The organism is Nonomuraea sp. NPDC005983 (assembly GCF_040614375.1).
Taxonomy (GTDB): Bacteria; Actinomycetota; Actinomycetes; order Streptosporangiales; family Streptosporangiaceae; genus Nonomuraea.
This window is the reverse complement of record NZ_JBEXUP010000004.1, coordinates 95045-114028: the sequence shown is the minus strand read 5'-3', so window position 1 is coordinate 114028 and position 18984 is coordinate 95045. Positions and strand designations below refer to the sequence as shown.

Genomic DNA, 18984 nt, shown 5'->3' with positions numbered 1-18984 from the left:
TGTCACTTGTCGATGTCACCTACGACGAAGAACATCGAGCCGAGAATGGCCACCATGTCGGCCACGAGGTGGCCTGGCAGCATCTCCCGGAGCACCTGGATGTTGCTGTAGGACGCGGAGCGAAGCTTGAGTCGCCACGGGGTCTTGTCCCCCTTGGACACGAGATAGTAGCCGTTGATGCCGAGCGGGTTCTCCGTCCAGGCGTAGGTGTGGCCCTCGGGCACCTTGAGCACCTTGGGCAGGCGCTGGTTGATCGGGCCCTGCATCGAGCGCAGCCGCTCGACGCACGCGTCGGCCAGGTCGAGCGAGACCTTCAGCTGGTCGAGCAGCACCTCGAAGCGCGAGTGGCAGTCGCCCGCGCTGCGGGTGACGACCTTCACGGGCAGCTCCGGGTAGGCCAGGTAGGGCTGGTCGCGCCGCAGGTCGAAGTCGACGCCGGAGGCGCGGGCGATGGGGCCGCTCACGCCGTACTGCATGATCTGCTCGCGGCTGAGGACGCCGACGCCCCGCGTACGGGCGAGGAAGATCTCGTTGTTCAGGATGAGGTTCTCGATGTCGGGCACCCGGCGCCGCGTCTCGGCCACCACCTCGGCGACGCGGTCGAGCCAGCCGAGCGGCAGGTCCTCCTTCAGCCCGCCGACGCGGTTGAACATGTAGTGCATGCGTCCGCCGGAGATCTCCTCCATGACGCCCTGGATGCGTTCGCGCTCGTTGAACGCGTAGAAGACGGGGGTGATCGCGCCCAGTTCGAGCGGGTAGGAGCCGAGGAACATCAGGTGGCTGAGCGCCCGGTTCAGCTCGGCGAGCAGCGTACGCGCCCAGACCGCTCTGACGGGCGCTTCCATGCCGAGCATGCGTTCGGCGGCGATCACCACGCCCAGCTCGTTGGCGAAGCCCGACAGCCAGTCGTGCCTGTTGGCGAGCATGATGATCTGCCGGTAGTCGCGGACCTCGAACAGCTTCTCCGCGCCCCGGTGCATGTAGCCGATGATCGGTTCGGCGGCGGCGATGCGCTCGCCGTCGAGGGTCAGCCTGAGCCTCAGCACGCCGTGGGTGGACGGGTGCTGCGGGCCGATGTTGAGGATCATGTCCTCGGTGGCGAGCTCTTTCGCGCCTGCCCCGATCCCGACCACGCGTTCCGTCATACGGCCATGCTGCCACCGGCCGCTGTGGTGTTCCAGCCGGGGGGTCAAGGGGACACCACAGGGCAAGGGTCAAGGAACGGTATGAAAGCGCATCGCGGGGTGTCGAGGGGGGAGGGGTACGAGCAACGGGGGGAGACACCATGAAGAGAGTTCTGTTCGACGGAGCCGCGCTGATCTCCCGGCTGCTGCTCGGCGTGATCTTCTTGGCGCACGGATTGCAGAAGTGGCAGGCCGGCTTCGGAATCATGGGCCGGCTGTTCACCCAGGCAGGCATCCCGCTGCCGCAGCTCTCGGCCGCGTACGCCACTGTCGTGGAGACTGTCGGCGGCGCCTTCCTGATCATCGGCCTGCTGGTGCGGCTGTCGGCGCTGCTGCTGCTCATCGAGATGATCGGCGCGTACCTCTTCGTGCACGCCGGTCACGGGATCTTCATCGAGACCGGCGGGTGGGAGCTCGCAGGCGCGTCGGCGGCCGCGCTGGTGCCGCTCCTCGCGCTGGGCGGAGGCCGGGTCGGCGTCGACGGCATCCTCAACAGGATGTACAGACGGCGTGCCGAGCGCCGCGCCGCCGAGGCGGACCTGGCCGCGCACGCGCCGACCGTGCCCGCCCCGACGGGCACCGGCGAGCCCCACGCAGGTGAGGCCCGCCCTGGGGAGTCCGGCACTGGCGAGCCCCGCCGCGGAGAGAGCGGGGCTGGGGAGTCGGCGCACCAGACCAGGCCGACCTCGATTCCCCGGCAGGGCACCGCACCCAGCTCGGGCAAGTTGACCGACGACGACATCCCGGAGATCGACTCGCTGATCTCCGACGAGCCGGGAAAGGGGCGCCCGCCGAACCGCTGACGAGAGCCGACCGCCACCTGAGCCGCGCCGTCGCCGGCCTGGTGGAGGGCTAGCGCCGGGTGGTGAGGTCGCGGAGCGCGCCGATCAGGCGGTCGACGTGCTCCTCCGTCGTGCCGAGGCCGATGGAGGCCCGCACGGCCGAGGCGGTGCCGTCCTCGCAGCCGCCGTCGGCCGTCCCGAGCAGGTGCCGGACGAACGGGTGCGCGCAGAACTTGCCGTCGCGCACCCCGATCCCGTGCTCGCCCGACAGCGCCTCGGCGACCTCGCGGGCCGAGTACCCGTCGACGACGAACGAGACGATGCCGACCCGCGGGTGGTCAGGGCCCCACAGTGACAGCTCGCGCACGCCGTCGATGGCGGCCAGCCCGGCGCGGAGCCGCGCGATCAGCCGCTCCTCCTCGCGCACCAGCGCGGTCCAGCCGGTGGCGGTCAGCGCGTCGCAGGCGGCGGCGATCGCGATCGCGCCGAGAACGTTGGGGGTGCCCGCCTCGTGGCGTGGCTCCGGGTCGTCGTGCCAGTCGGTGCCCTGGTCGGCGGCGTCGGCCGCGCCGACTGAGCGGACCGCGCCGCCGCCCTTCAGGTACGGTTCGCCGACCGAGAGCCAGTCGCGCCTGCCGACGAGGACGCCCGCGCCGAACGGCGCGTACAGCTTGTGCCCGGAGAAGGCCACGTAGTCGAGGGCGAGCGCCGTCAGATTGAGCTGCCGGTGGGGGACGAGCTGGGCCGCGTCGACCAGGATGCGGGCGCCGTGGCGGTGCGCGATGTGGGCGAGGGCGGCGATCGGCCAGAGCTCGCCGGTCACGTTGGACGCGGCGGTGACGACCAGCAGCTTGGGCCCGTCGATGCCGGCCAGCGCCTCGTCGGCGATGCGGACGGCCTCACCGGGGAAGGGGGGCGGCGCAAGGCGTACCGCGCGGGCCCAGGGCAGCAGCGACGCGTGGTGCTCGGTGTCGAAGACGACCACGGTGGTGTCGGCGGGGAGGCAGCCGGCCAGCAGGTTGGTGGCGTCGGTGGTGTTGCGGGTGAAGATCACCGCGTCGTCGGGACGGGCGCCGACGAAGGCCCTGACGGTGTGCCGGGCCTGCTCGTAGCGGGCGGTGGTGAGCTGGGAGGCGTACCCCGCGCCGCGGTGCACGCTGGAGTAGGCCGGGAGCGCGGCGGTGACGGCGGCGCTGACCGGCTCGAGACAGGGGGCGCTCGCCGCGTAGTCGAGGTTGGCGTAGCCGACGAGCTTGCCGCCCTTGACCGGTACTTCCAGGTCCGCGCCGAGTACGGCGGGCAGGGGACGCCGGTCATGGATGGGACGGTCCTCGCGAGCGGCGGGGACCGTCGCGGAGTTGAAGATCGTCAGCGTGGACACAGCAAACCTCCTGGGGTCATCGGACCCCTGGAGCAGCCACGGAGCCCGCGCTTGCCCGCCACACCCCGTGGCGGACCAGGTCTTCACCCGGGGCACCCCGCCGCGGACGCGAGGGTTGCCGGCCAGCAAGCCGGGGCTGTGCGCTGGCACTCATGACCTACGTCGGGAACTATAACCGACACCCGGCCCACGATCGCAAGTCGCGAACTTCTCCAGCCGTCGGGTCGTTGGACCCAGAACGATCCGCCACGGTACGGCGGAAGGCAGATGTGAGACTGGGTGATCGACCCTCAGATCTGGATCGGGTTCTGCCGCCTGCTCCTGCTGCTCGGGCTGTCGTGGGTGGTGCGGCTGAAGCCGCCGCTGCTCGAGGTGTTCGGCATCTCGGGACGCGACCTGCCGCTCAACATTCGAGTACGCAACAAGCACGCCAAGCACGAAGAGGTCGCTTCTAAGATGAAATAGTGCGCTTCGATCCTTGGAATCCGGATTTCGTCGCTTTCCCCTACGGTGTCTACTCCGAGCTGAGGCGTGACGCGCCCGTCAGCTTCTTCGAGCCGACGGGTCAGTGGCTCGTCTCCCGCCATGCCGACGTCAACGCCCTGCTCAGGGACCGCCGGCTGGGCCGCTCCTACCTGGAGGTGGCCACTCACGAGGAGTTCGGCAGGCAGCCGGAGCCGGAGTTCCAGGAGCCGTTCTGGCGGATCTCCAGAGCGGGCATGCTGGACGTCGAGCCGCCGGTGCACACCAGGCTGCGCCGGCTGGTCTCCAAGGCGTTCACCCCGCGCATGGTCGAGTCGCTCCGCCCCCGGGTCCGGGCCATCGCCGAGGGCCTGGTCGGCGCGTTCGTGGAGAAGGGCGGCGGCGACCTCATCGCCGAGGTGGCCGAGCCGCTCCCCGTGACGGTGATCGCCGAGATGCTCGGCATTCCCGAGCAGGACAGGCACCTGTTGCGCCCCTGGTCGGCGGATATGTGCGGGATGTACGAGCTCAACCCGAGCCTGCAGGCCCAGCACGCGGCCGTCAGGGCGGCGTCGGAGTTCGCCGACTACCTCAAGGACCTGGCGCGCTCCAGGAAGGCCGCCCCCGGCGACGACCTGATCAGCGCGCTCGCACAGATCGACGAGCTGACCGAGGACGAGCTGGCCGGCACCTGCGTCCTGCTGCTCAACGCCGGCCACGAGGCCACCGTGAACGTCACGGGCAACGGCTGGCGGGCCCTGCTGCGCAACCCGGGCGAGCTGGCCAGGCTGCGCGAGGACCGCTCGCTGCTGCCCACGGCCATCGAGGAGCTGATGCGCTGGGACACCCCGCTGCAGCTGTTCGAGCGCTGGGTGCTGGAGGACATCGAGATCCACGGGGTCCGCATCCCGCGCGGGGTCGAGGTGGCGCTGCTGTTCGGCTCGGCCAACCACGACCCCGAGGTGTTCGACGACCCGGAACGGCTCGACGTGGGCCGCGCGGACAACCCGCACATCTCCTTCGGCGCGGGCATCCACTTCTGCCTGGGCGCGCCGCTGGCCAGGATCGAGCTGATGGAGTCGTTCGGCGCGCTGCTGGACCGGACGTCCAAGCTGGAGCTCGTCAGCGAGCCCGAGTGGAAGCCGGGCTACGTCATCCGGGGCCTGCGGTCGCTGGACCTCAGCGTCGCTGGCTGAGCCAGCCGAAGCCGCCCAGGCCCAGCGGGTCGATCAGCTCGGCCTCCTCCGAGGCTCGGGCCAGGGCCCGGAGATAGCCGCGCGGATCGGTGCGGGCCAGGTCGATCGGCGGACGGGTGCCGGTGATGCCCAGCGCCCGCAGCGCGTCGCGCTGTGTGGACAAGGTTGTGGATATCGCGCCGGCCAGTTCGCCGGCCGCCGCGCATGCGTCGAGCGCGACATGTGCGGTGATATCGCAGGTACCGTCGGGGATGGGCGCGACGACCGAACCGTCGCGGTATCCGGTGAGAGTGCCGCAAGGCGGACGGTTATCCACAGGGTGTGCATAATCGACGGCCACTGCGCGGCCCTTCCTGAGCCGTCCCAGGACGGAGGCCCAGGCCGCGTCGCGGGGGCGGCCGATCTCGGCCCGCGCGCCCACTCGCGACAGCCGCCACCACCGCTCGAGCCAGGCGAGGTCGGCGGGAGGCGGCGGGTCACCGAGCCGTTCCTCGCCCGTCTCCGTGTCGATCAGGACGAGCCGGGGTCCGTCGGCGGTCTGCTCGACCACGTCCAGCGGGACGTTGTCGAGCCACTCGTTGGCGATCGCCAGCCCGGTGATGCCCGAGGGGATCGTCGCCCGCCAGGCGATCGGCTCGGCCAGGCCGTCGGGCCTGGTGGAGAGCTCGACGGCGGTGATGCACAGCCGCTCGCGCAGCGCGGGCTCCGCGGCGTCGAGGACGCGGCCGACCAGGACGCCCTCACCCGCTCCGATGTCGACGAGGTCGAGCCGGGGCGGCGAGCCGAGGTCGGCGTCGACCTCCAGCAGCAGGGCCAGCACGGCCTCGGCGAACGCGGCCGAGGCGCTGACCGAGGTGCGGAAGTGACCGGAAGGCCGTTCGCGCAGGTAGAAGCCGCCCTCGCCGTACAGCGCGCGCTGGGTCGCGGCGCGCCAGGTGAGCCACATGCCCTGGACTATCTCACGCTCTGGGCAGACAACGCACAGTAATGAGATGGCCACGTCTTGTGGCGAACATGCGCTAGCGTTACCGAAAGTCATCGAGCGGCCACGATCGGTCGTCCCCTTTGTGTCGGGGTGGTCGTCTCGAACGTGACATTCGTCCCCGCGGCTCAGGCCGCGTTCCGAGAGGAGCTCTCGTGTTCAAGAAGACCCTGGTCGTGGCCGGCGCGCTCGCCATGCTGTCGCTGGCCGCCCCCGCCTACGCCGATGACACCAGCGGCGACGGTGGCGTGCTGTCCGGCAACCAGATCTTCGCGCCCATCACCGTGCCGATCGACATCTGCGGCAACGCGGTGGCGATCCTCGGCATCGCGGGCGCCGGCTGCATGGGCGGCGCCTCCGCCCACGTGCACCGCTACTAGACAAAAGCCCGGGCCGGCTTGAGACGCCGGTCCGAGCTCTGCGGCCGGCCAGTCGGCGGATGGCCGTGCCACGTGCGCACCCCCGAGGAGTCCGAGGGCACGGTTGCGGGCGTCGGGCCCAGCCAGGGCTCGGCGCCCGCTGCCCTGCGATGACCCCTCTCCTCATCTCTTCCGACAGGGGGTGCATGAATTGTCTGCCCTTGTCCAATTTGTCGCTAACTCAACATGCGGCAAAACCCCAGTCACATGCGTAGTGTCCGGTGGCCGTTACGCTGGTCGGCAGTGCCATCAGGTCGACAGGGGTGGGACGTCATGGACGCAGGTGATCGCCCGGCACGGCTGGCCGTCGGCGTGCTGGGAGCAGGGAAGGTCGGCTCCGCGCTCGGCGCGGCGCTCGCCCAGGCGGGGCACCGGGTCGTCGCCGCCAGCGGGGTCTCCGACACCGCCCGCCGCTGGGCCGCCGATCGGCTCGGCGTCGAGCTGTCCAGGCCCGACGAGGTGGTTACGGCGGCGGAGCTGATCCTGCTCACCGTGCCCGACGACGCGCTGCCCGACCTCGTCACGGGGTTGGCCGCCACGGGCGCCGACCTCAGGGGCAAGATCCTCGTCCACACCAGCGGCGCGTACGGGCTGTCGGTGCTCGATCCGGCGGCCGAGGCGGGGGCGATGCCGCTCGCGCTGCACCCGGTGATGACGTTCACCGGCAGGGACGACGACCTCAACAAGATCACCGGCTCCTCGTTCGGCGTGACCGCGCCCGAGCCGCTACGTCCCATCGCCGAGGCCCTGGTCATCGAGATGGGCGGCGAGCCCGTCTGGATCGCCGACTCCGACCGCGCGCTCTACCACGCGGCCCTGGCGAACGCGGCCAACCACATGGTCACGCTCATCGCGGAGTCGTCCGAGCTGTTGCGCCGCATCGGCGTCGAGCACCCGGGCCGGATGCTCGGCCCGCTGCTCGGCGCGGCCCTCGACAACGTGCTCAGGCTCGGCATCGCCGGCCTGACGGGTCCGGTGGTGCGCGGCGACGCGGGAACCGTGCGTAAGCACGTCGACGCGCTGATCCTGGCGGCGCCCGAGGTGGCCGACGCCTACATCGCGCTGGCAAGACTGACGGCCGACAGGGCGCTGGCGGCCGGGCTGCTCAAGCCGGAGGAGGCCGAACGCCTGCTCGACGCCCTCGGGGGAAACATATGGACCTGACCGCCGCCTTCGGAGGGAACGCATGCAGCTGACCGTCGCCCGCAACCGCACCGACCTGGTCAACGCCCGTGGTCAGGGCGAGGTCGCGCTGGTGCCGACCATGGGCGCGCTGCACGAGGGCCACCGCTCGCTGATCCGCGAGGCCCGCGCCCGCGCCGGCCACGTGGTGGTGAGCATCTTCGTCAACCCGCTGCAGTTCGCCCCGGGCGAGGACTTCTCCCGCTATCCACGCACGTTCGACGCCGACCTTGAGGTCTGCCGCGCCGAGGGGGTGGACGTCGTCTTCGCCCCCTCGGCGGAGGACATGTACCGGCCCGACCGCCAGGTGAGCGTGCACGCCGGGCGGATGGGCGAGATCGTCGAGGGCGCGTCCAGGCCCGGCCACTTCGACGGCGTGCTCACGGTCGTCCTCAAGCTGTTCAACCTGGTCCAGCCCGACGTCGCGGTCTTCGGGCAGAAGGACGCCCAGCAACTCGCGCTGATCCGGCGCATGGTGGCCGACCTCGACCTGCCCGTGGAGATCGTCGGCGCGCCGACCGTCCGCGAGGCCGACGGGCTGGCGCTGTCGAGCCGCAACCGCTACCTGTCGGCCGACGACCGGCAGGCAGCCCTGATCCTTTCGCGGGCCCTGCGCGCGGGCGCGGTGGAGCTCACCCCGTCGAAGATCCGTGCGGCGGCGCAGGCCGTGCTCGACGAGGCCGGCCCCGCGCTGTCGGTCGACTACCTCGCGCTGGTCGATCCCGGCACCTTCGAGGAGGCGGGCGAGGCGTTCAAGGGCGAGGCGGTCCTCGCGGTCGCGGCCAGGGTCGGCGCCACGCGGCTGATCGACAACGTCGTCCTCACCCTGGACGGCTGAAACCGCCCCCCGGGCCGGGGCACTCGCGGGCGGACGTTATCGTCATGTTGACGAAATCGTCCAGCGAGGAGGTCCCCCATGAGTGCACCGGCGATTCCCCTCCGGCTGACGGCCCCTGAGCCCGGCTGGACCGCCGAGGCGGACGTGGTCGTCGTGGGCTCGGGCGTCGCCGGGCTGACGGTGGCCCTGCGGTACGCGGAGCTCGATCCGGCGGCCAGGGTCCTGGTCGTCACCAAGGACGTGCTCTCGTCCGGGTCCACCAGGTGGGCGCAGGGCGGGATCGCGGCCGTGCTCGACCCGGCCGACACGCCCGAGGAGCACCTGAACGACACGTTGGTGGCCGGGGTCGGGCTGTGCGACGTGCGGGCGGTGCGGGCGCTGGTGACCGAGGGGCCTGGCGCGCTGCGGCGGCTGATGGCGCGCGGCGCGCGCTTCGACCGCACCGCCGACGGGGACCTCCAGCTCACCCGCGAAGGCGGGCACCGGCGCGACCGCATCGTGCACGCCGGGGGCGACGCCACGGGCGCCGAGGTGCAGCGGGCCCTGGTCGAGGCGGTGCGGGCGAGCGCCGTCGAGGTGATCGAGCACGCGCTCGTCCTCGACCTGCTCAAGGACGCCAGGGGCCGGGCCACGGGCGTCACGCTGCACGTGATGGGCGAGGGAGCGCGCGACGGGGTGGGCGCGGTACGCGCCAGGGCGGTGGTGCTCGCCACGGGCGGCATGGGTCAGGTCTACGCGTCCACGACGAACCCCGCCGTCTCCACCGGCGACGGGGTGGCGCTCGCGCTCAGGGCCGGGGCGGTGGTGCGCGATCTGGAGTTCGTCCAGTTCCATCCCACCGTGCTCTGGCTGGGGGAGGGCTCCTCCGGGCAGCAGCCGCTGATCTCCGAGGCGGTCAGGGGGGAGGGCGCGTTCCTGATCGACCACGAAGGCAACCGGTTCATGCGGGACGTGCACGAGCTGGCCGACCTGGCGCCGCGCGACGTCGTGGCCAAGGCCATCATGCGCGTCATCCAGGAGAGCGGGCGCGACCACGTCCACCTCGACGGCCGGCACTTCGGCGCGGAGCGGTGGAAGGCCAGGTTCCCCACGATCTACGCGGTCTGCCGCGAGCACGGCATCGACCCCGCCACCGAGCCGATCCCGGTCGCCCCCGCCGCGCACTACGCCAGCGGCGGCGTCCGCACGGACCTGCGCGGCAGGACGTCCATCGAGGGTCTGTACGCATGCGGCGAGGTCGCCTGCACCGGCGTGCACGGCGCGAACCGGCTGGCCTCCAACTCGCTGCTGGAGGGCCTGGTGTTCGCCGAGCGCATCGCGCGGGACATCCACGAGGGACGTCCCGCGCCCGGCGAGCCCGTCGCGGGCCGGGGGCCGACCGGCCTGGTCGATCCCAGGGCCAGGGCCAGGGTCCAGGCCCACCTGAGCACCGGAGCCGGCGTGCTGCGCAGCCGCGAGTCGCTCGCGGCCACGGCCAGGGCGCTGCGCGACGCCCGCTGGACCCCCGTCGCGGTGGCGCCGTGCACCGAGGCGTGGGAGGCGACGAACCTGCTCACCGTGGCCACCGTGCTGGTGGGCACGGCGGGGGCGCGGCTGGAGACGCGCGGGTCGCACTGGCGCGAGGACTTCCCCGAGCGCGACGACAACGACTGGCTGGGGCACCTGGACGTGACCCTGACGGAGGAGGGGCAACGCATGACGTACACGCCGCACGGAGACGCGATGCCGGCTCGCCTGGCGCAGGAGCTGGCCGCGACGGAGCTGGACGCGTCCGAGGTGGACGCGCTGATCGACCGGGCGCTGGCGGAGGACCTGACGCACGCGGGCGACGTGACCAGCGCCGCGACCGTCCCGGCCGAGCAGCGCTCGGTCGCCGACGTGGTGGCGCGCGCCGACGGCATCGTCGCGGGCCTGGCGGTCGCCGAGGCGGTGTTCGTCAGGCTGGGCGCGGCGCGGGTGGAGCGCAGGGCCAAGGACGGCGAGCGCGTCAGGGCGGGCGACGTGCTGATGACGGTCGAGGGCCCGACGCGCGGCCTGCTGACCGCCGAGCGCACCGCGCTGAACCTGCTCACCCACCTGTCGGGCGTCGCCACGCTGACCGGCAGGTGGGTCGAGGCGGTCAGCGGGACGGGTGCGCGGGTGCGCGACAGCCGCAAGACGCTGCCGGGGCTGCGGGCGCTGGAGAAGTACGCGGTGCGGTGCGGCGGCGGGGTCAACCACCGGATGTCGCTGTCGGACGCGGCCCTGATCAAGGACAACCACGTGGTGGCCGCGGGAGGCGTGGCCGAGGCTTTCCGCGCGGTGCGAGAACGGTATCCGGACCTGCCCATCGAGGTGGAGGTCGACCGGATCGACCAGCTGGGTCCGGTGCTGGACGAGGGAGCCCAGGAGATCCTGCTGGACAACTTCACGATCGAGGAGACCGCTCAGGCCGTCCAAATTGTGAAAAATAGGGCGAAACTGGAAGCGAGCGGGGGGTTGACCTTGGAATCCGCCCGTGATGTAGCTGAAACTGGCGTTGACTACCTTGCGGTGGGCGCTCTCACGCACTCGGCGCAGGCCCTGGACATCGCGCTGGACCTACGGGGGTAATTGATGCTGCTCACGATCGACGTCGGCAACACGCACACGGTGCTCGGCCTCTTCGAGGGCGACGAGGTCATCGAGCACTGGCGGCTGGCCACCGACGCCCGCCGCACCGCCGACGAGATCGCGGTCGTCCTCCAGGGCCTGCTGGGGCAGTCGCCGCTGCTCAAGGGGGCCGACATCAGCGGCATCGCGATCTGCTCGACCGTGCCGAGCGTGCTGAACGAGATGCGCGAGATGTGCCGCCGGTACTACGGCGACGTGACCGCGGTGGTCGTGGAGCCGGGAGTGCGCACCGGCGTGCCCGTCCGGATGGACAACCCCAAGGAGGTCGGCAGCGACCGCATCGTCAACGCGCTGGCGGCCATCGACCAGTACGGCGGGCCCTGCATCATCGTCGACTTCGGCACCGCCACCTCCTTCGACGCCGTCTCGGCCAAGGGCGAGTACGTCGGCGCCGTCACCGCGCCCGGCATCGAGATCTCCGTCGACGCGCTCGCGGCGGCCGGCGCCCAGCTGCACAAGGTGGAGCTGGTCAGGCCCCGCTCGGTGATCGCCAAGAACACCGTCGAGGCGTTGCAGGCGGGCATCATCTACGGATTCGCCGGCCAGGTCGACGGCATCGTCGAGCGGATGGCGGCCGAGCTGTCCGACGACCCCGACGAGGTCACCGTGGTGGCGACCGGCGGGCACGCGGCGCTGGTGGTCGGCGAGTCGCGCTCGATCGACGTGCACGAGCCGTGGCTGACGCTCATCGGCCTGCGGCTCGTCTACAACAGGAACGTGACCTAGCCAGGAACGCGCCCCTGGACAGCGGAGCAGGCGGCCCCCGCTCGGGTCGGGGGCCGCCTGTGGCTGCGGACGACTACTCGGCTTCGGCGGTGTACAGGTAGTCCCACCGACCGCACCTGGTCGGGTAGCCACCCGACGGCCCGACCTGGCAGACCTTCACCCGCAGGCTGAAGACGTCCTCGGTGTCGAACTGGAACTTCTTGTAGCCCGTGAAGCCGCAGTACTTCTTGGTGTAGACCGTCGACCAGTCGTGGTCGAAGTCGCTGGCCTGGAACTGCACGTATCCGCACTTGCCGCCCTCGTCGTAGTCACGGTCGTCCCGGTCGTAGAGCCTGCCGCTGACGTGCACGGAGTTGGACTCCTGGTCGTCGTCCCACTGGACGTCGACCGAACCCTGCGACTTGGCCAGGCGGTGCTGGGCGTAGACCGGGCCCCAGTAGTCGGAGTAGTCGTCGTAGCTGGGCGAGTCGGCGGTGGTCGCCGCGCTCGCGGCCGAAGGAAGCGACAGGGCCAGCGCGCTCGTGGCTGCGACGGCGAGGAAGCCTAACGCGATCTTCTTGAACATGATCTCTCCTTGAGCTCCCCCTGGTCCGGCGCCCTACCGGTCCCCCTGAGCTCGTTGAGTCATTGGTAAGGCGGAGCTCTTGCAGCGCCCCTGCAGAGAACCGACGAACTCTTTCAGTTCGCCATATCCCCTACTCTTTGTGGGGTGAGCGAGGAACTTCCTGAGCAGATGCGCATCCGGAGGGAGAAGCTCGACCGCCTTCGCAGCGAGGGCGTCGATCCTTACCCGGTGAACTTCCCCCGTACGGCCACCAACGCCGAGATCAGGGAGAAATACCAGGGCCTCGAGCCTGACACCGCGACCGGCGACCGTGTCGGCGTCGCGGGCCGCGTCATGCTCAACCGCGTCGGCGGCAAGCTCTGCTTCGCCACGCTCCGCGACGGCAGCGGCGACCTCCAGGTCATGATCTCGCTCGACAAGGTCGGCGAGGAGTCGCTGGCGGCCTGGAAGCGCGACGTCGACCTGGGCGACCATGTCGGCATCGAGGGCGAGGTCATCACCTCCCGGCGCGGCGAGCTGTCGATCCTGGCCGACCGGTGGCAGATCACGTCCAAGTGCCTGCGGCCGCTGCCCGAGAAGCACGTGGGGCTCACCGACCCCGAGGCGCGCGTCCGGCAGCGCTACGTCGACCTCATCGTCAACGACGAGGCCCGCGAGATGGCCCGCATCCGCAGCGCCACCGTGCGCGCCGTGCGTGACTTCTGGCACGAGGAGGGCTACCTCGAGGTCGAGACGCCGATGCTGCAGCCGATCCACGGCGGCGCGGCGGCCCGTCCGTTCGCCACCCACATCAACGCCTACAACATGGAGCTCTACCTTCGCATCGCGATCGAGCTCTACCTGAAGCGGCTCGTGGTCGGCGGTATCGAGAAGGTCTTCGAGATCAACCGGAACTTCCGCAACGAAGGCGCCGACTCCACGCATAACCCCGAGTTCACCATGATCGAGGCGTACGGCACCTACCTCGACTACAACGACATGGCCGACCTCACCCAGCGCATGTACCAGAAGGCCGTGGTGGCCGCGCTGGGCACCTCGGTGGTCGTGCACGAGGGCGTCGAAGTCGATCTGGGCATCGAGCAGTGGCCCCGCATCACGCTGTACGGCGCGGTGTCGGAGGCGGTCGGCGAGGAGATCACCACCGACACGCCGCTCGAACGCGTCCGCGTGCTGGCCGACAAGCACGACGTCCACTGGGATCCGAAGTGGGGTCAGGGCAAGCTGGTCCAGGAGATCTTCGAGGCGCTGGTGGAGCACACGCTCATCCAGCCCACGTTCGTCATGGACTATCCGCTGGAGACGTCCCCGCTGACCCGCCAGCACCGCGACAATCCGCTGCTGACCGAGAAGTGGGATCTCATCGGCTTCGGCACCGAGCTCGGCACCGCCTACTCCGAGCTCGTCGACCCGATCGAGCAGCGTCGCCGCCTGGTGGAGCAGTCGCTGCTGGCCGCGGGCGGCGACCCCGAGGCCATGCAGCTCGACGAGGACTTCCTGCAGGCGCTGGAGTACGCGATGCCGCCCACGGGCGGTATGGGCGCCGGCATCGACCGGATGATCATGGCTTTCACCGGCAAGAACATCCGCGAGACCATCCTGTTCCCGCTGGTGAAGCCCTCGCAGTGACCACCTCGCCCCGCCGCCCGACGCGGCGGGGCACCCGTGGCGGGCACCCGGACTCACGCCCACCGCGCCCACCGCGCACGGCGACGTGGCATGGGCGGGCTCAGGGCACCAGGACTAGGCGGCCGCGCAGGCCGCCCGAGGCGAGGCGGGCGTGCGCGTCGGCGGCCTTCTCCAGCGGGTAGGTGTCCGCCACCCGGAGCATCAGCCTGCCCGTCTCGACGAGCCGGGCCAGCTCGGCGAGCTGCGCCGCGTCCGCGCGGAAGAAGACCGACGTGACGTCGGTGCCCCGCAGGGGGACGAGCGAGACCCCGGGCGTGAGCGAGACGAACGTGCCGCCGTCCCGTACCGCGTCGAGCGCGCCCAGGCCGATGACCGCCGCGTCGACGCAGGCGTCCACACCGCCCGCCACGAGCGCTCTGACGGACGCGGCGAGATCCGCCGAACGCGGGACGAACCACTCGGCCCCGAGGCCCCGTACGAGCTCCTCGTCGCCAGGGCCGGCGACCGCCACCACCCGCAGCCCGCGCAGGGCCGCCAGCTCCACCAGGTAGCCGCCGACAGCCCCCGCGGCTCCCGTCACCAGAAGCGCCTGTCCCTGCGACAGGCCGGCGCGGTCCAGGGCCTGCCAGGCGGTCAGCCCGTTGAGCGGGATCGTGGCCGCCTCGGCCGCGGGGACGCCCCGCGGAGCCCGCGCGACGGCCGACGCGTCCAGCACCACGTAGTCGGCCTGGGCCTTGACCGGCAGTTCCAGTCTGGCCGCCAGCCCGATGACCTCGTCCCCGACCTCGAAGGCGGCGCCCGCGCCGACCTGGTCAACGGTTCCGGCCACGTCGAAGCCGAGCCCGTAGGAGTCGAGCTGGCGCGCCACGCCGTACTGCGCCAGCGTCCCCGCGGCCACCGCGAGGTCGAAGGGGTTCACCCCCGCCGCCGACACCTTGATCCGTACCTGTAGGGGCCCCGCCTCCGGCACCGGGACCTCCACCAGCTGGGGAGCGCCGGAACCGCCGATGAGTGCACGCATGTTCGTCATGCCGTCGACCGTAGGAGGGTTACTCTCTTATGGTAAGTAGGCACCCAGAAGTGCGTAACCAACCGGGAGGAGTGCGGCGTGGCGACGACGACGGCGGCCGAGCGGCGGGTCGAGGCCAAGCAGGCGTTCGATGCCTACATCGCCGAGTGCCCGTCCAGGAAGCTGCTCGACCGGCTCAGCGACAAGTGGGTGACGCTGCTGCTCAACGCGCTGTCAGGGGGGCCGCTCCGCTACAGCGACCTGGCCAGGATCATCGCCGGGGTCAGCCAGAAGATGCTTACCCAGACCCTACGCGGGCTCGAACGCGACGGCCTGGTCACGCGTACGGTCACACCGTCGGTGCCGGTCCGGGTCGACTACGAGTTGACGCCGCTGGGCGAGAGCCTGCTGCCACTGATGGCCGCGATCAAGAGCTGGGCCGAGACGAACATCGGCGACGTCGAGGCCGCCAGAGAGCGCTACGACGCCACCCCGTCCAGCGTTTGAGCCGGGCCGGGCCGCTTGCGCCTGGCGGGACGAGCGCGCGGACGTACGCGAAGGCGGCGCTCTCAGAGGCCGGCCCGTCCCGCGCGATCGAGTCGAGGCTGCGGGCCGGTATCTCGCGCCGGCCGCGGGAAGCGCGCATTTTTGTGTATGTCGGGCGCGGCTTCCGAAGAAAATCTTCATTGAATGGATCGAATCCCAGCACATCGATAGCTGTGATCGATGCAGGAGGAGCACTGTAAGGATCAGTGTGATCGCTCATTGTGCTCCGAAGTGTGCCGACATATGGCGAGTAGTTCACATAGAGCTGATCATGTCAATGCAGTTCGTCAAATGCGACGATCGTCATGCTTGACGGCGTTTCGGAGAAGCGTTTACCTTCTGCGAGACGAGCAGCTTTGCAGGGGTCAGAGCTGTTGGGGGGAGGGCTCCCGATGGATGTGCTCACTGAAGGCGTTGAGCTCAGCCATGCCGATTTAGCGTTGCTGGCGGAGCTGGCCAAGGGAGTCACAGTAGATCGGGTCGGAAGGCGTCTGGATATCAGCGGACGGACGGTTCGCCGAAGACTTCGCGGAATCTGCGACAGAATCGGCGTGGCCACCGCGATCGAGGCGGTGGCCTGGGCCGCGAGGCGTCAGCTCATCTGACGCCTCGCCTTCAGTCGGCGATGCGCACGGCGCCCGCGAACGGGCGTCGGGCCAGCGACGCGATGCGCACGACGTCGCCCGTCTGCGGCGCGTGCACCATCATGTCGCCGCCGATGTAGATGCCGACGTGGTGCAGGTCGCCGTAGAAGAACACCAGGTCGCCGGGGCGCAGTTCCTCCCTGGAGATGTGCCTGCCCGCGGTCCACTGGTCGCCCGTGTAGTGCGGCAGCGAGATGCCCACCTGCTGGTAGGCCGCCATCACCAGGCCGGAGCAGTCGTAGGACCCCGGCCCCTCGGCGCCCCAGACGTACGGCTTGAGCTGCTGGGTGAGCGCCCACCTGGCGGCTTGGGCGGCCTTGCCCGATCCGGCGATGGGCAGGCTCACCCGCGTGGCACGGGTGCCGGGACGCCCGGCCTCGCCGATCGCGCGCTTGAACAGACCGCTCTCGACCTTGGCGACCAGCTTGGTGATGTTGTCGCGTCTGCTGCCCAGGTCGGAGACGAGCTTTTGGACCTCCGCGATGCGCGAGGTGGCGGTCGTCTTGGCCTGCTCGGCGTTCGCTCTTGCGGCGGCGAGCTGGTTGACCTCCTGGCCCCGCTCCTGCGCGAGGACGTACGTCGTGGCCGCCCTGTCGAGGAAGGACTCGGGGTCGGAGTCGGTGGCGAAGGCCAGGCCCCGGTCGAGACCGCCGGAGATGTACTCGTGCTGGATCAGCAGGCTCGCCTTGGCGCGCTTGGCGGCCAGTTCGGCCTCGCTGGTGGACAGGACCTTCTTGGCGGCGTCGACGGCCTTCTGGGCGGCCTTGAGCTTCTCGCGCTGGCCGTTGTACTGCTCGCTCAGCGTCTCGATCTCGTTGTGCATCTTCTCGACGCGGTCGGAGAGCTCCTTGAGGGAGGGCTTGGGCTCGGCGGCGGCCGAACCGACGGGGATGGCGAAGAGCAGGGCCGCGATCGCGGCGCCGACCACGCCGAACCGGCGAACGCGCCTGCTGGAGGGCGCCGGTTCTGGAGGGCGGGCGTGCTTGCCCGCCGACTTCCCCCCACGGTCGCGCGTGCGCTTCACCAACAAGCTCCTCTCGTAGGCGCCTACCGGGTTAGCTGACGGGTTCGGGCCGGAGCAGCCCTACCGGACGCGGTGATCCGGATTCACCCCGGGGTAGGTGGCGCCTGAACAGCTCGCCACCGCTGGGTCCCCGGCTCCCCGCGTGGGGATTGGGCGCGCCATCGCAACGGGTCGCGGCGGTGGCATCGTCGCTGGACACTAGTGCACTCGCGGTTGGTGCTCAACCAGAACTGCCAAGTCTGTAGAGGTTTCACAACCGAAGAGTCACAAGGTGATCTCGTGCCTACACGTACGGAACAGACTTTATGCCCACTTTGGCCAAACTTGGCATGGTAGGCGGTCGGATGAACGGGACGAATCTCAACGTGCTCGTCCGGCCACGGCATGTCACAAGATGGGGGAGAGATGAGAGATAGGGGTGAGCCGTAATCGGGTCTGTACCCTGGAGAGCCATGGAGCAGGTCGCCGAACTGTCAGTCGCTGACACCGAGACCGTCGTGCGGCGTGCCCGCACGCCCGACGTCCGGACCATCAGGCGCCTGGTCGACACCTACGCCGGCGCCGGGCCCCGGATGCTGGAGAAGGCCACCGTCACCCTGTACGAGGACGTGCAGGAGTTCTGGGTGGCCGAGAGGGGCGGGCGGGTCGTCGGCTGTGGGGCGCTGCACGTGCTCTGGGAGGACCTGGCGGAGATCCGCACCGTCGCGGTGGACCCCGACCTCCGGGGGTTCGGAATCGGTCACCAGATCGTCTCCGCCCTGATCGGTACGGCCAAGGATCTTGGGCTGCGCCGTGTTTTCTGTCTCACTTTCGAGGTGGATTTCTTCGCGGGGCACGGATTCCGGCCGATCAACGGCACACCGGTCTCGCCCGAGGTCTACGCCGAGCTTCTGGCCTCGTATGACGAGGGTGTGGCCGAGTTCCTTGATCTTGAACACGTCAAGCCGAACACCCTGGGCAACACCCGGATGCTGCTCCACTTGACATCGGGTGACGCAGTCCTTGACTAAGTGGAAAGGTGATTGTTGATACCTATGTCGATACGTTGGGCGGCACAGGCATGTGTCCTGACATGTGCCACACGCGCACTCGAAGCGAGGTGACACGGTGAGCACCGGACAGCCGCCGTATCCGCAGGACGACTCCGGCGAGAATCCGTCTCCCGGGGCGCCCGAATACGGACAACAAAACGCGAGCCGCCCTCACGGTCAGGTCGATCCCGACGCCACGGTCGTGGGCTACCGGGTCGACGACGCGTACGGGCAGCCCGGCTACGGGCAGCAGCCGCAGTACGGCCAGCCTGGCCAGCAGCAGTACGGCCAGCAGCCGCAGTACGGTCAGCCCTCATACGGCCAGCAGGGCCAGCAGTACGGCCAGCAGGCCCCCTCCCAGCCCGGCTACGGCCAGCAGCAGTACGGCCAGCAGCAGGGTTACGGTCAGCAGGCTCAGTCTCAGCCTGACTACGGCCAGCAGGGCCAGCAGTACCAGCAGGGTTACGGCCAGCAGCAGGGTTACGGCCAGCAGGCCCCCTCCCAGCCTGACTACGGTCAGCAGCAGTACGGCCAGCAGCAGGGTTACGGTCAGCAGGCTCAGTCTCAGCCTGACTACGGTCAGCAGCAGTACGGCCAGCAGGGCTACGGCCAGCAGTCCGCCTCCCAGCCCGACTACGGCCAGCAGCAGTACGGCCAGCAGCAGGGTTACGGTCAGCAGGCTCAGTCTCAGCCTGACTACGGTCAGCAGCAGTACGGCCAGCAGGGCTACGGCCA

The 18984-nt window shown here is 70.3% G+C and carries 19 protein-coding genes and 2 riboswitches; of the genes, 12 read left to right on the top strand and 7 right to left on the bottom strand.

All coding sequences use genetic code 11. The annotated features are described in order from the left end of the window. Positions 1 to 2: 2 nt before the first annotated feature. Positions 3 to 1145, bottom strand: coding sequence for an NADH-quinone oxidoreductase subunit D (locus ABZ297_RS03840; RefSeq protein WP_355338893.1), 1143 nt, complete (start codon positions 1143 to 1145; stop codon positions 3 to 5). A 140-nt stretch (positions 1146 to 1285) separates the two neighbouring features. Between ABZ297_RS03840 and ABZ297_RS03835 the strand changes: the two genes are divergently transcribed. Then, positions 1286 to 1987 (top strand): DoxX family protein, encoded by a 702-nt coding sequence (locus ABZ297_RS03835; protein WP_355338890.1) that lies wholly within the window; start codon positions 1286 to 1288, stop codon positions 1985 to 1987. A gap of 49 nt (positions 1988 to 2036) precedes the next feature. Here the strand turns inward: ABZ297_RS03835 and ABZ297_RS03830 are convergent, their stop codons facing one another. Beyond that, the gene (locus tag ABZ297_RS03830) at positions 2037 to 3287 is read right to left on the bottom strand and encodes an aminotransferase class V-fold PLP-dependent enzyme (protein WP_355339045.1); all 1251 of its coding nucleotides are present in this window, start codon (positions 3285 to 3287) and stop codon (positions 2037 to 2039) included. A 102-nt stretch (positions 3288 to 3389) separates the two neighbouring features. Further along, a riboswitch (SAM riboswitch) is annotated at positions 3390 to 3505 on the bottom strand. A gap of 121 nt (positions 3506 to 3626) precedes the next feature. Between ABZ297_RS03830 and ABZ297_RS03825 the strand changes: the two genes are divergently transcribed. Further along, complete coding sequence (locus ABZ297_RS03825; protein ID WP_355338888.1) at positions 3627 to 3812, top strand: hypothetical protein; 186 nt, start codon at positions 3627 to 3629, stop codon at positions 3810 to 3812. Then, positions 3812 to 5005 carry a cytochrome P450 gene (locus ABZ297_RS03820; protein WP_355338885.1) on the top strand — a complete coding sequence of 398 codons (1194 nt, stop codon included), beginning with the start codon at positions 3812 to 3814 and terminating at the stop codon, positions 5003 to 5005. The genes ABZ297_RS03825 and ABZ297_RS03820 overlap by 1 nt, the downstream gene beginning before the upstream one ends. On the opposite strand, the gene ABZ297_RS03815 is transcribed toward ABZ297_RS03820, so the two are convergent. Then, the gene (locus ABZ297_RS03815) at positions 4989 to 5951 is read right to left on the bottom strand and encodes an SAM-dependent methyltransferase (RefSeq protein WP_355338882.1); all 963 of its coding nucleotides are present in this window, start codon (positions 5949 to 5951) and stop codon (positions 4989 to 4991) included. The genes ABZ297_RS03820 and ABZ297_RS03815 overlap by 17 nt on opposite strands. A 191-nt stretch (positions 5952 to 6142) precedes the next feature. Between ABZ297_RS03815 and ABZ297_RS03810 the strand changes: the two genes are divergently transcribed. From ABZ297_RS03810 to ABZ297_RS03790, 5 genes are all read left to right on the top strand, one after another. Beyond that, complete coding sequence (locus tag ABZ297_RS03810; RefSeq protein ID WP_355338879.1) at positions 6143 to 6367, top strand: chaplin family protein; 225 nt, start codon at positions 6143 to 6145, stop codon at positions 6365 to 6367. A 312-nt stretch (positions 6368 to 6679) separates the two neighbouring features. Beyond that, positions 6680 to 7570, top strand: a complete 891-nt coding sequence (locus ABZ297_RS03805) for a DUF2520 domain-containing protein (protein WP_355338876.1) — start codon at positions 6680 to 6682, stop codon at positions 7568 to 7570. A 22-nt stretch (positions 7571 to 7592) separates the two neighbouring features. Then, positions 7593 to 8426: a pantoate--beta-alanine ligase gene (gene panC / locus ABZ297_RS03800; protein WP_355338873.1), complete on the top strand. Its 834-nt coding sequence runs from the start codon at positions 7593 to 7595 to the stop codon at positions 8424 to 8426. Positions 8427 to 8504: 78 nt separating this feature from the next. Then, positions 8505 to 11018, top strand: coding sequence for an L-aspartate oxidase (locus ABZ297_RS03795; protein WP_355338870.1), 2514 nt, complete (start codon positions 8505 to 8507; stop codon positions 11016 to 11018). Positions 11019 to 11021: 3 nt separating this feature from the next. Further along, positions 11022 to 11804: a type III pantothenate kinase gene (locus ABZ297_RS03790; protein WP_355338867.1), complete on the top strand. Its 783-nt coding sequence runs from the start codon at positions 11022 to 11024 to the stop codon at positions 11802 to 11804. 73 nt (positions 11805 to 11877) lie between these two features. Here the strand turns inward: ABZ297_RS03790 and ABZ297_RS03785 are convergent, their stop codons facing one another. Further along, complete coding sequence (locus ABZ297_RS03785; RefSeq protein ID WP_355338864.1) at positions 11878 to 12369, bottom strand: hypothetical protein; 492 nt, start codon at positions 12367 to 12369, stop codon at positions 11878 to 11880. Positions 12370 to 12513: 144 nt separating this feature from the next. On the opposite strand from ABZ297_RS03785, the gene lysX reads away from it, so the two are divergent. Beyond that, entirely contained in the window at positions 12514 to 13995 is a 1482-nt protein-coding gene (lysX, locus tag ABZ297_RS03780; RefSeq protein WP_355338861.1) for a bifunctional lysylphosphatidylglycerol synthetase/lysine--tRNA ligase LysX, read from the top strand. A gap of 100 nt (positions 13996 to 14095) precedes the next feature. Here lysX and ABZ297_RS03775 read toward each other — a convergent pair whose 3' ends face one another. After that, positions 14096 to 15025, bottom strand: a complete 930-nt coding sequence (locus ABZ297_RS03775; RefSeq protein WP_355338858.1) for an NADP-dependent oxidoreductase — start codon at positions 15023 to 15025, stop codon at positions 14096 to 14098. A gap of 78 nt (positions 15026 to 15103) precedes the next feature. Here ABZ297_RS03775 and ABZ297_RS03770 point away from each other — a divergent pair, with 78 nt between their 5' ends. Together ABZ297_RS03770 and ABZ297_RS03765 are read left to right on the top strand one after the other, a co-directional pair. Beyond that, positions 15104 to 15511, top strand: a complete 408-nt coding sequence (locus tag ABZ297_RS03770; RefSeq protein WP_355338855.1) for a helix-turn-helix domain-containing protein — start codon at positions 15104 to 15106, stop codon at positions 15509 to 15511. Positions 15512 to 15942: 431 nt separating this feature from the next. Next, positions 15943 to 16155, top strand: coding sequence for a LuxR C-terminal-related transcriptional regulator (locus ABZ297_RS03765; protein ID WP_043615366.1), 213 nt, complete (start codon positions 15943 to 15945; stop codon positions 16153 to 16155). Positions 16156 to 16165: 10 nt separating this feature from the next. On the opposite strand, the gene ABZ297_RS03760 is transcribed toward ABZ297_RS03765, so the two are convergent. Then, positions 16166 to 17218: an NlpC/P60 family protein gene (locus ABZ297_RS03760; protein ID WP_355338852.1), complete on the bottom strand. Its 1053-nt coding sequence runs from the start codon at positions 17216 to 17218 to the stop codon at positions 16166 to 16168. Positions 17219 to 17223: 5 nt separating this feature from the next. Then, positions 17224 to 17384: riboswitch (cyclic di-AMP (ydaO/yuaA leader) on the bottom strand. Positions 17385 to 17670: 286 nt separating this feature from the next. On the opposite strand from ABZ297_RS03760, the gene ABZ297_RS03755 reads away from it, so the two are divergent. Then, complete coding sequence (locus tag ABZ297_RS03755; protein ID WP_355338849.1) at positions 17671 to 18228, top strand: amino-acid N-acetyltransferase; 558 nt, start codon at positions 17671 to 17673, stop codon at positions 18226 to 18228. Between the two features lie 334 nt (positions 18229 to 18562). Here ABZ297_RS03755 and ABZ297_RS03750 read toward each other — a convergent pair. Continuing rightward, a partial coding sequence (locus tag ABZ297_RS03750; protein WP_355338846.1) for a hypothetical protein occupies positions 18563 to 18984 on the bottom strand: 422 nt, incomplete at its 5' end.

What these genes read in the sequence shown, in the direction of transcription:
- ABZ297_RS03795 (WP_355338870.1), top strand. Translation starts at nt 8,505, where the DNA reads ATGAGTGCACCGGCGATTCCCCTCCGGCTGACGGCCCCTGAGCCCGGC.
- ABZ297_RS03790 (WP_355338867.1), top strand. Translation starts at nt 11,022, where the DNA reads ATGCTGCTCACGATCGACGTCGGCAACACGCACACGGTGCTCGGCCTC.
- ABZ297_RS03755 (WP_355338849.1), top strand. Translation starts at nt 17,671, where the DNA reads ATGGAGCAGGTCGCCGAACTGTCAGTCGCTGACACCGAGACCGTCGTG.
- ABZ297_RS03785 (WP_355338864.1), bottom strand. Translation starts at nt 12,369, where the DNA reads ATGTTCAAGAAGATCGCGTTAGGCTTCCTCGCCGTCGCAGCCACGAGC.
- ABZ297_RS03765 (WP_043615366.1), top strand. Translation starts at nt 15,943, where the DNA reads ATGGATGTGCTCACTGAAGGCGTTGAGCTCAGCCATGCCGATTTAGCG.
- ABZ297_RS03815 (WP_355338882.1), bottom strand. Translation starts at nt 5,951, where the DNA reads ATGTGGCTCACCTGGCGCGCCGCGACCCAGCGCGCGCTGTACGGCGAG.
- ABZ297_RS03840 (WP_355338893.1), bottom strand. Translation starts at nt 1,145, where the DNA reads ATGACGGAACGCGTGGTCGGGATCGGGGCAGGCGCGAAAGAGCTCGCC.
- ABZ297_RS03835 (WP_355338890.1), top strand. Translation starts at nt 1,286, where the DNA reads ATGAAGAGAGTTCTGTTCGACGGAGCCGCGCTGATCTCCCGGCTGCTG.
- ABZ297_RS03805 (WP_355338876.1), top strand. Translation starts at nt 6,680, where the DNA reads ATGGACGCAGGTGATCGCCCGGCACGGCTGGCCGTCGGCGTGCTGGGA.
- ABZ297_RS03775 (WP_355338858.1), bottom strand. Translation starts at nt 15,025, where the DNA reads ATGACGAACATGCGTGCACTCATCGGCGGTTCCGGCGCTCCCCAGCTG.
- panC (WP_355338873.1), top strand. Translation starts at nt 7,593, where the DNA reads ATGCAGCTGACCGTCGCCCGCAACCGCACCGACCTGGTCAACGCCCGT.